Genomic DNA, 12,930 nt, shown 5'->3' on the forward strand with positions numbered 1-12,930 from the left:
GGACCAAGCTCGCTCCCACATTTGATCTCCTTTTGGCGAAGATCCCTGTGGGAGCGAGCTTGCTCGCGAAGGAGCCGACGCGGTCTAAACCGATAACCGCAATGCCAAAGCCGCCAACGTCACCAACAACACCGGCACCGTCAGCACAATCCCGACCTTGAAGTAATACCCCCAGCCGATCCGAATGCTCTTGCGCTCCAGCACATGCAACCACAGCAACGTCGCCAGGCTGCCGATCGGCGTAATCTTCGGCCCCAGGTCACTGCCGATGACGTTGGCGTAGATCATCGCGTCCTTCACCACCCCGGTCGCCTGGCTGGCATCGATCGACAGCAAACCGATCAGCACCGTCGGCAGATTGTTCATCATCGACGACAGCAGCGCCGTCAGCACGCCCGTGCCCATGGCCGCGCCCCACACGCCGTAACCGGCAAAACCATCCAGCCACCCGGCCAGATACCCCGTGAGCCCGGCGTTGCGCAGGCCATAGACCACCAGGTACATGCCCAGCGAGAAAATCACGATATGCCACGGCGCTTCTTTGATGACTTTGCGCGTGGAAATCTTGTGACCTCGGGCGGCAATGGCCAGTAGCAACGCCGCGCACACCGCAGAAATGGCACTGATCGGAATCCCCAGCGGTTCCAGCGCGAAGCAGCCGAGCAGCAGAATCACCAACACGGCCCAACCGGCATAAAACGTGGCGCTGTCGTGGATCGCAGAAGCCGGATGCGCCAGTTGCTCGGGGTCGTAATCCTTGGGAATGTCACGACGGAAAAACCACATCAACATCGCCAGGGTTGCCGCGACACTCACCAGGTTGACCGGGATCATCACCGCCGCGTAACGGTTGAAACTGATATGGAAGAAGTCCGCGGAAACGATGTTCACCAGGTTCGACACCACCAACGGCAGACTCGCCGTGTCAGCGATGAAACCGGCGCCCATGACGAACGCCAGAGTCGCCGCCGGGGAAAAGCGCAACGCCAGCAGCATGGAAATCACGATGGGTGTGAGAATCAGCGCTGCCCCGTCGTTGGCGAACAACGCCGAGACCAACGCACCGAGCAGCACCATATAAGCAAACAGCTTGCGTCCGCTGCCCCGCCCCCAACGGGCAACGTGCAGCGCCGCCCAGGCGAAGAACCCCGCCTCGTCCAGCAACAGACTGATGACAATTAGCGCGACAAAGGTCCCGGTGGCGTTCCAGATAATCTGCCACACCATCGGGATATCGCTCAGGTGTACGACCCCGAAAATCAGCGCAAGTACCGCGCCGAATACCGCACTCCAGCCGACGCCAAGGCCTTTTGGCTGCCAGATCACCAAGGTGATGGTCAGCAGGAAAATCAACGATGCGGTCAGCATGCAGTGCAGCCTTGTCGGAAAAGCAAACCGCGATTCAGCCGCAACACACGAGCGGAGTAAAGCCCAAACTTGCTGCCTCCCCCTCAACGCACCGGGCTCGGCAGCTGCTACGACAGATCGGTGTGCTATAGCCGGATCACATGGCCCTCGATCGGTGCGATTTGGCCGTGGAACAGCCTGGAAATCACGCTCTGCGCGGCTTCATAGCCTTTGCTCTCGACCACTTCCAGCAATGGTTTATCAGCCGCCGTCAATTGCCGGTAGAAACGCTGCAAACCCTCACCAATATGCTGACTGACTCCTTCCGCCCCCCACTCGGTATTGCGCTTGCGGATCTGGATCGGCGCAAAAAAGAACACTGGTTGCGGACCTTCAATGGCCGTCAATCGAGCCTCATCGGTGCTTTGCGCAGAACCAGCGAAGCAGCTGTAAACCAACTGCCCGGCAAAATGCTGGTGGACCTGATCACGTAAATCCAGGCCGCCGGAAAAATCCACATACAACGTAGGGCGGTCATTGGCCAGGCTCGCCAGTTCTGCGTAGGCCACCGTTCGCTCATAACAACCGAGCTTCTCGACAAACGCCTTGTTGCCGGTCGAGGTCAGCGCCACCCGCTCCAGGTCAGGGTGATTTTCCAGGCAGACCGCCGTGCCATAGGCGGTTTTACTCGACGCGCTGGAGAACACCAGCCGGGACGCGCCAAAGAACTGCTTGTCCTGCAGGAAATCCGCCAGCATCGACGAGGTCAGGAACAGCGGTTTGAGCAATATCTGCAGGTTTTCGGTTTCTGGGCTGTAGTACGAATCCCAACTGCAACGGGTGTATTGATTGTAAGCCGACGTCAGTGCCTGCCGATGCTCGGCGGCGTCATAGAAACCACGCTCGGTGACCCGTTCCGGGCGCATCCACAGATGGCTGGCAATCGGAAAATACCCGTAGAAACGCTCCCCGACTTTGATGCCGGCCACATCAGACGCCACAACATCGGCAAAACCCCACGCCGGGACGTGTCCCCATTCCGCCAACCCTGTAGGAAAGAATTCCCAGTAGTTCATCGAATTGCCATAGGCCGCGTAGGTAATGTTGTTGGTGGTCAACGCGCACCGGTCGATCTTGAAAATCACCTCGCCGGCAGCCGGAATCAGGCTACGTTGCTCCTGCTCGATTCGGCTTTGGTCAAGGGCGTTTTTGCGGGTGATCAGCCGTGTTACCGTGCTCGGACTTTGCATCTTTCAGACTCCTGCTGCGAGTGAATGGCGGGTAGCACCAGAGTAGTGGCAGCCGATGAAGAGCGGGTTCGGAAACACCAAGGGCATCGCGCCCACCCTCAATCCCCGCGCAAAGCCGCTGAAACGGCCGAGCCAGGCTCGGGCGATTTTCACCGTAGAGGCGATTTACGAAGCATTTGTTCGGATTTGGCAGCGCGACGGCTGGTCGGGGTTGACCACGCGTGCGGTGGCCCTGGAAGCAGGCGTCGCCATTGGCACGTTGTACGATTACTTCCCGAGCAAGGAAGCCTTGCTGTCAGGTTACGTCCGACATTGCCTGGAGCACCTGTTGCAGCAGGTGGATGAACAGGTCGTACAGCCCACGGATCTGGATTGGCAGACCCGGACCAACCGTCTGATACGCCTGACCTGTGACCCGGTCGAGGCCAGGCAACCGTTGTTCGACTATGAACTGATGACCCTTGAACACCAGATCGCCGAACCCAAACACCATCGGCGAGTGTTCCAGGAGCTGTCGCAGAAGTGGCGCGAAGCCTTCGCAGCCTGTACCGATTTACCCGTATGCCCTTCAGAAACAACCATTGATGCCTGGCTAATCACGGCTTGGGGCGGGCGCCGTTATTGCATCACCGCACAACCGCCGCATGGCTGCTGGAGATCGAATCGATGATCTGTGGCCGGCTCCGTGGCTAAATGAGCGTCATTGCTTTTTATGCTGCTCGACCCATTGCCCATAGGCATTGATGAATTTTTGCAAAAACGGTTTTAGCGACTCGGACAGGTTACCTGCCTCGTCGAACGCTGAACCGGCGCCGCTCAGATAGGCTTCCGGTTGCTGCATGCACGGCACATCCAGAAACACCATGGACTGGCGCAGGTGATGGTTGGCGCCAAAACCACCGATAGCGCCCGGCGAAGCACTGATCACCGCTCCGGCCTTGCCGCTCCAGGCACTCTTGCCATAGGGACGCGAACCCACATCGATCGCGTTCTTCATCGGCGCAGGCACCGAACGGTTGTATTCGGGGGTCACGAACAGCACCGCGTCGGATGAGCTCACTTGTTGCCGGAAAGTGCTGTAGGCTGCCGGCGGTGAAGCGCCATCGATGTCCTCGTTGTAGAGCGGCAGATCGCCGATTTCGACGATAACCAGTTTGAGATTGGCAGGCGCTAGCTCGGCCAGGGCCAGCGCCACCTTGCGATTGATCGATTCCTTTCTCAAGCTGCCGACCAGTACTGCGATCTTATAGACGTTGCTCATGGAAGATTCTCGACTGTCGATGGAAAGAGCCTGTAGTTATAGATGACGATTCAACCAGTGGGCGACTGAAAAACGCCGCCCCTGACTATTTTTTTCCTGTAGGAAAACTTACCTCGCCCAACCACGGTCTACAGAGCCGCAAATTGAGTGATTTATCCCCAGAGGTTCTAAGCAGATGGCAGCAGTACTCGTCGGTCAGTTCCATGCAAGAGACGCGGAAGGCCGCGTTTATTCCGTGCATGAGTTCCAGGAATCCACCCCGTCGGCAGACGGCCTCACTGGCTCGGTGCCTGTTACCACTTATAAGCTGGCCATTGGCGATCGCGTTAAAAAGCTCGATGACAACCAGTTTTTGCTGGTGCAATCGGACGTCACTATCGTGCGCGAGCCCGACACCTATGTCGGCAGCCGGCCGGAAACCAACGTCGCGTCATAACCCCCGTGTTATGAGCAGAAGTCATATGCGCGCACTTGAGTTAGGATTCAGCCACTGACTCCCTCACCTGCTGAACATGGACTTCACGCATGCGTTTACGTCATATCGAAGTGATCCAGGCGCTCCTGCAGACCGGTCACCTGGGCACCGCCGCCGAATGGCTGCAGTTGCCTGTGGCCGAAGTCGAAGGGATTCTGCGCGACGCCGAGGATCAGTTGGGTTTCATGCTGTTTTCCAGCGTGCGTGGACGCTTGCAGGCTACGCGCGAGGCGCGGGAGTTGCAGGTCCAGATCGCCCACGTCTATGAAGCGCTCGAGCCGGTCCAGCGGCTGGCCAACAGCCTCAAGCAATATCAGGCTCCGCCCTTGCGAATCGTCTGCACGCCGCCCCTGGCACAGCAGCTATTGCCACAGAGCGTTGCCGCCCTGCGCCGACGCCTTCCTGACGCGCCTTGCACCCTTCTGAGCCAACCGACTCGCGAAATCGTCAGAAACCTGCTGCTGCGCGAAAGCGATCTGGGCCTGAGCCTGCATGACCCCGATCACGCCGACATTCATTGCCAGATGATTGCCCAAGGCAAACTTCAGTTGCTCGCGCCCCACGGCTGGTTGCAACCCAAACAAAAGTACATCGCGCTGCAGGACCTGGCCGGCCAATCGATGGTTGGCCTGGAAGGTCATGATCCGCTGAGCCCGGCGCTGGAAAACAAGCTGCATGCTCTGCGCCCTGCCCCGGTCATTCAGACCCGGGTACAGACTCACCAGATGATGCGCAGCATGGTCGAGGCCGGTGAAGGCCTGGCCATCGTCGACCCTTTCACCGCCCTCGGGGCCAAATCGGCCGGGCTGGATGCTTGCCCGCTGGCGCCGGCCGTGCCGATCAGCCTGTATGCCTTGACCCTCAACAACGGCGAGCCATCGCCAGCGGTTCAGGCATTGCTGGGCATCATCACGGAACAAGCCGTGGCGATGTTGGCGAACTAAGCGGCGCTTCCAGCGGATTATCGAACAATCGATACCAGAACAGCGCCACTTCGGCGGTGTTCGGATCGATTCCGCGATAACGCAGATGATCGATTCCGCCCAAGACGTAACCGCGGCGCTCATAGAGCAGGCAGGCGCCCAGGTTGTTGTTCTGGGTTTCGAGCATGATGCCCGGCAGTTTCTTTTTGCGGCTCCAGAACTGCGCCACATCCAGCAACGCCTTGGCCACGCCATGACGACGCGCTGGCGCATGCACCGCCAACTCGTCGATATGGGCAAAGCCGTTCCAGTTGGTACTGACCACCAGGTGACCCACGGGCTCATCATCGAGATAAGCCATGAAAATCGCGCTGTCAGCGGCATCGCGGAAACTGCTGAACTCTTCGGGGTCAATGCCGTAGCACTTGCGATAGGGCGTGATCGGCGTCACCGGCCACTGCTCCACCGGTTTGCCGATTTCGGCTGCGCCGTAGGCCGCGACTTCAAAACTGAAATCACTGCCCCAGATGTAGGCTGCAAAACCATCGTCGGCAACGCGCACCGACAGCCCTGGGTATTTCGGATTCATGATCGGTTGCATACTGGGAAAGGTCCTCATTCCTTGATGCAATCAACGGTGTAATGCCGTCCATTGCCCTCGTCTTCGTGTTGCAATCCGTGCACATCAGCGACAAACCCCGGGAAGCTGTTATCGAACGTGCGCGCAAATGCCAGGTAATCGATGATCGAGCGCGTCGACTCGGTAAAGCGCTCGCCGGGCATGATCAACGGAATACCCGGCGGGTACGGCACCAGCATGACAGCGGCGATCCGCCCATCCAGAGCATCGATCGACACCGCTTCAACCTCGCCACGCACTAATTGATCATAGGCGTCAGACGGCTTCATGGCGATTTCCGGCAGCACCGTGTACATGCGCTTGAGGTGTTTGGCCGTGGCATTGCTGCGGTAGCAGGCGTGCAATTGATCGCACAGATCGCGCAAACCCATGCCCTGATAGCGCGCGACATTCTCTTGCGCCACGCACGGCAAGCAAGTCGCGAGGCTGACATTGGCATCGTAGCTGCGTTTGAACTCCAGCAACTCGGTCAGCAGCGTGCTCCATTTACCCTTGGTGATGCCCATGGAGAACAGCACCAGGAACGAATACAGCCCGGTCTTTTCAACGACCAACCCACGCTCCCAAAGGAATTTGCTGACCACCGCCGCCGGAATCCCGCGCTCGCTGAGGGCGCCGCCTGCCGTCAGACCCGGCATCACCAACGTGACCTTGATCGGATCAAGCAGCACGTAATCGTCGGTCACACCGCCAAAGCCGTGCCAGTCAGCATCGGGTTGCAGCAGCCAGTCGTCGGTGACCACACGGTTGATGCCCTCCACCGACGGCGGTTGCCAGATGGAAAACCACCAATCGTCAGCGGCGATGTGCTGGCGCAAATTGGCCAGCGCCCGGCGGAAACTCAGCGCTTCGTCGAACATTTCCTGCAACAGCGAACGCCCGGCCGGGCCTTCCATCATGGCCGACGCCACATCCAGCGACGCGATGATGCTGTACTGCGGCGAGGTGGAGATGTGCATCATGAATGCTTCATTGAAGCGATCCCGATCCAGCTGCCGCGCGCCGCCGTCCTGGACGTGAATCATCGATGCCTGGCTAAACGCCGCCAGCAGTTTGTGGGTGGAATGGGTGGTGAACACCAGCGGGCCGTCTTCACTGCGGGAAGTGCCCATGCCGTAACGCCCGGCGAAGAACTCGTGAAACGCCGCGTAGGCGTACCAGGCCTCATCGAAGTGCAAGACCTCGACGCTGTTGCCCAGTTGCTGCTTGATCAGCTCAGCGTTGTAGCAGAGGCCGTCGTACGTCGAATTGGTCACCACCGCCAACTTGACCTTGGGCGCCCGGCCCTTTGTCAGCGGGCTGGCGTCGATCTTGGCCTGAATCGATTCGCGGCTGAATTCGCTCAAGGGAATCGGGCCGATGATCCCCAGCTCATTGCGCTCCGGGCACAGGTACAGCGGAATGGCGCCGGTCATGATGATCGAGTGCAATATCGACTTGTGGCAGTTGCGATCCACCAACACCAAGTCATCGCGAGCGACCATCGAATGCCAGACGATTTTGTTGGCGGTCGAGGTGCCATTGATCACGAAGAAGGTGTGATCGGCGCCGAAATTGCGGGCAGCACGGGCCTCGGCTTCTGCCAGCGGACCGGTGTGATCGAGCAAGGAACCGAGTTCCGGCACCGACACCGACAAATCGGATCGCAGGGTATTTTCCCCGAAGAACTGGTGAAACGCCTGGCCCACCGGGCTCTTGTGGTACGCCACGCCGCCGCCATGGCCGGGCGTGTGCCAGGAATAATTGGAGTCGGCCGTGTGCTGCACCAGCGCTTTGAAAAACGGCGGCAGCAGACCATCTAGATATTTGCGTGCCGCTCGAGCGACCTGCCTGGCCAGAAAAGGCACGGTGTCTTCGAACAGATAAAGAATCCCGCGCAGTTGATTGAGTTCAGCCATGGCGTCGGCCGGAGCGTTCTCCAGGGTCACCTGCTCACCCAGCGCGAAGATCGGCAAGTCGGGCGCACGCACCCGCGCCAGGCCGATCAGCTCGGCCATGTTGTGCAATAGATGAGAGTGGGTACTGGCGTCTTCGGCCGCAATCAACATGCAGGAAAGACCGTGATGGGTAGAGGCAACCAGACGCCCTTCGGTGTAATCCACCGCCGAGACAATGCTGAAGCCTTCCTGCTCCAGCTCCCGGGCGATGCCACGCACGCGATCACCGGCGACTGTGTCGGCCTTGATGTCGCGATGGACGATCAGGACCGGGAATTTCAAATCTTTATACATGGGGCTCAGTATCCTGAGGCGGCAGACCGTGGTCCGCCAATCACCTCAGGGTAGAGGGTTCGAGCGCATGTGGCGAGCGCGATGCCCCGAAGGAGGTCATCGGGCGCACCATTGTGTGGCGAGAAAATCAGGCTTGAGCCTTGGCCTCGGCCAGTTGTTGCCAGAGTGACGCCGCGCCGGCGGATTTGGCGATGGCTTCCAGGCGTGCCATGTGTTGGGCCAAGTCATCTTCGCTGGCACGGATAATCCGCGTCGGCTGACGATCGGCCGGCAGACGGCGGATCTCGGTGGCGGAATTGTCCGCGCCTTCCCCGGAACCGTTGCCGTCGGAGGCATTACCGGCCAGGGACAGGCTGGTCTGGCCGCCCGTCATGGTCAGGTAAACGTCGGCGAGGATCTCGGAGTCGAGCAAGGCGCCGTGCAGTTCACGACCGGAGTTGTCGACGCCATAGCGTTTGCACAAGGCATCGAGGCTGTTGCGCTGCCCCGGGTGACGTTCCCGGGCCATCATCAGGGTGTCGAGGATCGAGCAGTGCTGCGTGATGTCCGCACGATCGTGCTGGCCCATCAGGGCGAATTCGTTGTTGATGAAGCCAACGTCGAACGCCGCGTTATGGATGATCAGCTGCGCACCCTTGATGAATTCAAAGAATTCATCGGCCACTTCCGTGAAGCGCGGCTTGCCGACCAGAAATTCGTTGGTGATGCCGTGGACGCCAATGGCGCCTTCATCACTCTCGCGGTCCGGTTGCAGGTAAACGTGGAAATGCCGGCCCGTCAGGCGCCGACCGATCAACTCGACACAACCGATTTCGATAATCCGGTGGCCGTCGGTCACCGGCATGCCGGTGGTTTCGGTATCGAGTACAACGGATCTGGTGGCCATCAGTGCTCAGCTCTCAACGGGTCATTCGTGCAAAAGCGGCGATGTTAACACGCCGCGCCGCCAGGTGACTGGCGTCTTGATGCCGTGAACACGACCCCTGTAGGAGCTGTCGAGTGCAGCGAGGCTGCGATCTTTTGATCTTGTCTTTAAAAAACAAAGTCAAAAGATCGCAGCCTCGTTGCACTCGACAGCTCCTACACAGCCCTATAGGGGATTCAGCAGTCAGGCTTGTTTGTAACCGCGCACTTCATCCACGCCACGGTTGGCCAATTGGTCGGCGCGTTCGTTGCCATGGTGACCGATGTGGCCACGCACCCATTTCCAGGTGACGTTGTGGCGATTGACCTGCTCATCCAGCAACTTCCACAGATCAGCGTTTTTTACCGGTTCTTTCGCGGCGGTTTTCCAGCCGCGTTTCTTCCAGTTGTCCATCCACTCGTTGATGCCTTTCATCACATACTGCGAGTCGGTGACCAGCAGCACGTCGCAGGAGCGCTTGAGTTCTTCAAGGCCACGGATCGCGCCCATCAACTCCATGCGGTTATTGGTGGTGTTGGCTTCGCCGCCCCACAGTTCTTTTTCAATGCCCTTGCACACCAGCAACGCGCCCCAGCCGCCAGGGCCAGGATTGCCTTTACAGGCGCCGTCAGTGAAGAGTTCTACGCTATCGCTCATGCCAATCTATCCAGAAAATGCGGTGGCTCGACGATCGGTGATCGACGATGCCCGAGGCCGGGGCAAACCCGGCCGGGAAAATAAAAAGTGTATTACGGATCGATGCGGCGACGATTGACCTTGGCCATCGGCAATGGAATCAGCTTGCCCATCGGTTCGCGCCGCTCCTGACGAACGGGCCGCAGGCCCACCACGATCTTGCGCGCAACCAATAAATAGAAGCCGCCACCCGACAGTTGCCAGTCACCGGCCTTGCGCTCCCAACCGGCCAGACGAGCCTGCCAGGCGGGTGACGCAAGCGGCGGACGATAGCACCCGAAGCGGCGTTTCTCCAGCGCGAAGCCCAGCAGGTTCAACCAGTCACCGACTCGCGATGGGGAGATGCAGCGAGCCTTGCGCAAGGCGTCGTGAGCAAAAACGTGACGCAAGCCCCAGGTGCTCCAGGGGTTGATCCCGACGATCAGCAGATGCCCGCCTGGCCTCACGCTGCTCGCCGCTTCGCGCAGCAGGCCGTGGGGCGACAGGCAAAAATCCAGCCCATGCTGCAACACCACCACGTCGGCGGCATGCTCGCTCAAAGGCCACGCCTGCTCTTCGCAGACGATCTCGACACCCGGCAATGGCGCGCCGAGCCGCACATTGCGCTGGACTTGCGGCGCCGACGGCGGCGTCTGGGCCGACGGACCGTAATGCACCAGATAGCCACCGAAGAACCGTCCCAACTCGTCTTCGAGCATGCGACGTTCTTCGTCCAGCAGAAATTGCCCGATGGGGCCGGACAGCCATTCTCGGGCCGCGCTGATCAATGTCAGCCATTCAGGATCAGCCTGAGCGAACGCTTTATCGGTCATTGCATTCTCCAACGCGCCAGGAAGTTCTAAGATGCGCCATTGTTTTCCGCTTGGCGAATCCGACGATGATACAGATCAGTGCCCTGCCCGCCTTCACCGACAACTACATCTGGTTGTTACAAGACCACCGCACCCAGCGCTGCGCAGTGGTCGATCCGGGCGATGCCGCGCCAGTGCAGGTCTGGCTCGCAGCGCATCCGGGTTGGGTGTTGAGTGATATTTTGATCACTCACCATCATCATGACCACGTCGGCGGCGTCGAGCAGCTCAAAAAAGCGACAGACGCGACAGTCTACGGTCCGGCCAGCGAAACCATCCCGGTCCGGGACGTGGCGCTTAAGGACAACGACCGCGTCAGCGTGCTGGGCTGGGACTTCGATGTCTTTGCCGTCCCCGGCCACACCCTGGGGCATATCGCCTATTACCATCATGGTTTGCTGTTCTGCGGTGACACCCTGTTCGCGGCCGGTTGCGGACGCTTGTTCGAAGGCACGCCGGAGCAAATGCATACCTCACTGACCCGCCTCGCCGCGCTGCCTGAGGATACGCTGGTCTACTGCACTCACGAATACACCCTGAGCAACCTGAAGTTTGCCGCAGCGGTCGAACCGGGCAATCCGGACACCGCCGCACGTCTGGAAAAAGTCACCGCACAACGTGAAGCCGGAATCATGACGCTGCCCTCTACTCTGGCGCTTGAAAAGCTTACCAACCCGTTTTTGCGTGTCGACGAAACATCCGTTAAAGAAAAAGTGGACGAACGGAACGGAACCCAAAACCGGGCTCCGAGTACGGTTTTTGCTGCTCTGCGTGCTTGGAAAGATAAGTTCTAAGTAGCCATCACGTTGGTACAGAAATTCTGAATGGTTGACCGCAGGGGGTGCGCTTTCTAGAATCGCCCGACATTTTTGCCCGGAACTTACTTCCAGCCAATGTCGTCATCTATTCGTAAAGCCATCAATTCAGACGCATTGACCCGATTGGCTCAAGCCATCGCGGTGGCTGTGTCCGCCACTCTGGCGGGCTGCTCAAGCCATGTGCCGCAGACCGAAGCGACACACACTCCGAATATCGCCGCCCGAGCCAAACAGAAGCCTATCTGGCTCAGCGAAAAACCGACGCCGCAAATTCCGCAAGATGTCTGGGAGCGCATGCGCCAGGGCTTCCAGTTGCAGGACAACCTGGGTGTCAACCCGCGCATCGAGCAACAGCGCCTGTGGTTCGCCAGTAACCCGTCCTTCCTCGAAAACGCCGGCGAACGCGGCAGCCTCTACATTCACTACATCGTCGAACGCCTTGAAGAACGCAACATGCCGCTGGAACTGGCGCTACTGCCAGTGATTGAAAGCGCCTACAACCCGATGGCCTACTCCCGGGCTGACGCGGTTGGCTTGTGGCAATTCATCCCTTCCACCGGGCGTTACTTCAACCTGCGTCAAACCCGTTTCTATGATGGCCGTCGCGATATCACCGCGTCGACCACCGCGGCCATGGATTACCTGACCCGCCTGCACGACATGTTCAACGGCGACTGGCTGCTGGCTCTGGCGGCGTACAACGCTGGCGAAGGCACGGTCAGCCGGGCCATCGAGCGCAACGAAAAGCTCGGCTTGCCGACCGATTACTGGAACCTGCCGCTGCCGGCCGAAACCCAGGCCTACGTGCCAAAGCTGCTGGCCCTGTCGCAAGTGGTGCTGGCACCTGAAGCCTACGGCGTGAACCTGAACCCGATCGCCAACGAACCGTACTTCCAGGTCGTCGAAATCAACCAGCGCATGGACCTGTCCAAGGTCGCCGCGGTGGCTAACATCGACGAAGACGAACTGTTCCAGCTCAACCCGGCCTTCAAGCAGCGCACCACCATCGATGGCCCCCAGCATTTGCTGGTGCCAACGTCCAAGGCGCAACTTTTGACGGCCAGCCTGTCGACCATGCGTCCTGAAGAGTTGATCAGCAAGAAGCCGCTCAAGCCGGTATTCGAAGGCTCGGACGACTCCGAACTCGCCAGTCTCAAACGCGCTTACCGCGTTAAACGCGGGGACAACCTCGGCACCATCGCCAAGGCCAACAAGGTCGACATCAAGGACCTGCAGCGCTGGAACAAGCTGACCGGCAAGGACCTCAAGGTCGGCCAGACACTGGTCATGCAGGACACCGCCAAGCGCAGCAGCGGTCGGGTCAACACCGTCGTGGCAGCGAACAGCAAAGCAAACAGTAAAGCTGACAAACAGCAGACCCAGTACAAGGTCAAGCAAGGCGACTCGCTGTACATGGTAGCCAAGCGTTTCAACGTTGAAATGCAGCACCTCAAGCGCTGGAACCCACGTGTTGGCCAGGCGCTGAAGCCTGGTCAAATGCTGACGGTGGCTTCCCCACGCTGATTGATGTGAA

13 protein-coding genes are annotated in these 12,930 nt (G+C 59.4%); 5 read left to right on the forward strand and 8 right to left on the reverse strand.

Annotated elements, in window-relative coordinates; genetic code table 11:
- Positions 1–84: 84 nt before the first annotated feature.
- Both E3W21_RS20195 and E3W21_RS20200 read right to left on the reverse strand, forming a co-directional pair.
- Entirely contained in the window at positions 85–1,368 is a 1,284-nt protein-coding gene (locus E3W21_RS20195; RefSeq protein ID WP_134421608.1) for an arsenic transporter, read from the reverse strand.
- A 125-nt stretch (positions 1,369–1,493) separates the two neighbouring features.
- Entirely contained in the window at positions 1,494–2,597 is a 1,104-nt protein-coding gene (locus tag E3W21_RS20200; protein ID WP_134421609.1) for a DUF2855 family protein, read from the reverse strand.
- Between the two features lie 55 nt (positions 2,598–2,652).
- On the opposite strand from E3W21_RS20200, the gene E3W21_RS20205 reads away from it, so the two are divergent.
- The gene (locus E3W21_RS20205; RefSeq protein WP_256661598.1) at positions 2,653–3,267 is read left to right on the forward strand and encodes a TetR/AcrR family transcriptional regulator; all 615 of its coding nucleotides are present in this window, start codon (positions 2,653–2,655) and stop codon (positions 3,265–3,267) included.
- A gap of 30 nt (positions 3,268–3,297) precedes the next feature.
- Here E3W21_RS20205 and E3W21_RS20210 read toward each other — a convergent pair whose 3' ends face one another.
- Complete coding sequence (locus E3W21_RS20210) at positions 3,298–3,858, reverse strand: NADPH-dependent FMN reductase (protein ID WP_129444572.1); 561 nt, start codon at positions 3,856–3,858, stop codon at positions 3,298–3,300.
- A gap of 175 nt (positions 3,859–4,033) precedes the next feature.
- On the opposite strand from E3W21_RS20210, the gene E3W21_RS20215 reads away from it, so the two are divergent.
- Positions 4,034–4,294 (forward strand): hypothetical protein, encoded by a 261-nt coding sequence (locus E3W21_RS20215; protein WP_046048837.1) that lies wholly within the window; start codon positions 4,034–4,036, stop codon positions 4,292–4,294.
- Positions 4,295–4,383: 89 nt separating this feature from the next.
- Positions 4,384–5,277, forward strand: a complete 894-nt coding sequence (locus tag E3W21_RS20220; RefSeq protein WP_134421610.1) for a LysR substrate-binding domain-containing protein — start codon at positions 4,384–4,386, stop codon at positions 5,275–5,277.
- Here E3W21_RS20220 and E3W21_RS20225 read toward each other — a convergent pair.
- The 5 genes from E3W21_RS20225 to E3W21_RS20245 all read right to left on the reverse strand — a co-directional run bounded on the left by E3W21_RS20225 (position 5,243) and on the right by E3W21_RS20245 (position 10,539).
- Positions 5,243–5,857, reverse strand: coding sequence for a GNAT family N-acetyltransferase (locus tag E3W21_RS20225; RefSeq protein WP_129444576.1), 615 nt, complete (start codon positions 5,855–5,857; stop codon positions 5,243–5,245). The two genes, E3W21_RS20220 and E3W21_RS20225, sit on opposite strands and share 35 nt — an antisense overlap.
- Before the next feature lie 14 nt (positions 5,858–5,871).
- Positions 5,872–8,127 carry an Orn/Lys/Arg decarboxylase N-terminal domain-containing protein gene (locus tag E3W21_RS20230; protein WP_134421611.1) on the reverse strand — a complete coding sequence of 752 codons (2,256 nt, stop codon included), beginning with the start codon at positions 8,125–8,127 and terminating at the stop codon, positions 5,872–5,874.
- 127 nt (positions 8,128–8,254) lie between these two features.
- On the reverse strand, positions 8,255–9,013 hold the full coding sequence (gene dnaQ, locus E3W21_RS20235; RefSeq protein WP_134421612.1) for a DNA polymerase III subunit epsilon: 759 nt from the start codon (positions 9,011–9,013) through the stop codon (positions 8,255–8,257).
- 222 nt (positions 9,014–9,235) lie between these two features.
- Positions 9,236–9,688 (reverse strand): ribonuclease HI, encoded by a 453-nt coding sequence (gene rnhA, locus E3W21_RS20240; protein ID WP_008152099.1) that lies wholly within the window; start codon positions 9,686–9,688, stop codon positions 9,236–9,238.
- Between the two features lie 92 nt (positions 9,689–9,780).
- Positions 9,781–10,539: a methyltransferase domain-containing protein gene (locus E3W21_RS20245; protein WP_008152097.1), complete on the reverse strand. Its 759-nt coding sequence runs from the start codon at positions 10,537–10,539 to the stop codon at positions 9,781–9,783.
- A 65-nt stretch (positions 10,540–10,604) separates the two neighbouring features.
- Between E3W21_RS20245 and gloB the strand changes: the two genes are divergently transcribed.
- Complete coding sequence (gloB, locus tag E3W21_RS20250; protein WP_134421613.1) at positions 10,605–11,372, forward strand: hydroxyacylglutathione hydrolase; 768 nt, start codon at positions 10,605–10,607, stop codon at positions 11,370–11,372.
- A gap of 99 nt (positions 11,373–11,471) precedes the next feature.
- Positions 11,472–12,920, forward strand: coding sequence for a transglycosylase SLT domain-containing protein (locus E3W21_RS20255; RefSeq protein WP_134421614.1), 1,449 nt, complete (start codon positions 11,472–11,474; stop codon positions 12,918–12,920).
- Positions 12,921–12,930: the final 10 nt, after the last annotated feature.

It is taken from the genome of Pseudomonas sp. F01002 (genome assembly GCF_004402115.1).
Taxonomy (GTDB): Bacteria; Pseudomonadota; Gammaproteobacteria; order Pseudomonadales; family Pseudomonadaceae; genus Aquipseudomonas; species Aquipseudomonas frigoris.

Bases quoted from the DNA above. Each gene is read 5' to 3' on its own strand.
- gloB (WP_134421613.1), top strand. From the start codon at position 10,605: ATGATACAGATCAGTGCCCTGCCCGCCTTCACCGACAACTACATCTGG.
- E3W21_RS20200 (WP_134421609.1), bottom strand. From the start codon at position 2,597: ATGCAAAGTCCGAGCACGGTAACACGGCTGATCACCCGCAAAAACGCC.
- E3W21_RS20230 (WP_134421611.1), bottom strand. From the start codon at position 8,127: ATGTATAAAGATTTGAAATTCCCGGTCCTGATCGTCCATCGCGACATC.
- E3W21_RS20215 (WP_046048837.1), top strand. From the start codon at position 4,034: ATGGCAGCAGTACTCGTCGGTCAGTTCCATGCAAGAGACGCGGAAGGC.
- E3W21_RS20220 (WP_134421610.1), top strand. From the start codon at position 4,384: ATGCGTTTACGTCATATCGAAGTGATCCAGGCGCTCCTGCAGACCGGT.
- E3W21_RS20210 (WP_129444572.1), bottom strand. From the start codon at position 3,858: ATGAGCAACGTCTATAAGATCGCAGTACTGGTCGGCAGCTTGAGAAAG.
- E3W21_RS20225 (WP_129444576.1), bottom strand. From the start codon at position 5,857: ATGCAACCGATCATGAATCCGAAATACCCAGGGCTGTCGGTGCGCGTT.
- E3W21_RS20255 (WP_134421614.1), top strand. From the start codon at position 11,472: ATGTCGTCATCTATTCGTAAAGCCATCAATTCAGACGCATTGACCCGA.
- E3W21_RS20195 (WP_134421608.1), bottom strand. From the start codon at position 1,368: ATGCTGACCGCATCGTTGATTTTCCTGCTGACCATCACCTTGGTGATC.
- rnhA (WP_008152099.1), bottom strand. From the start codon at position 9,688: ATGAGCGATAGCGTAGAACTCTTCACTGACGGCGCCTGTAAAGGCAAT.
- E3W21_RS20205 (WP_256661598.1), top strand. From the start codon at position 2,653: ATGAAGAGCGGGTTCGGAAACACCAAGGGCATCGCGCCCACCCTCAAT.
- E3W21_RS20245 (WP_008152097.1), bottom strand. From the start codon at position 10,539: ATGACCGATAAAGCGTTCGCTCAGGCTGATCCTGAATGGCTGACATTG.
- dnaQ (WP_134421612.1), bottom strand. From the start codon at position 9,013: ATGGCCACCAGATCCGTTGTACTCGATACCGAAACCACCGGCATGCCG.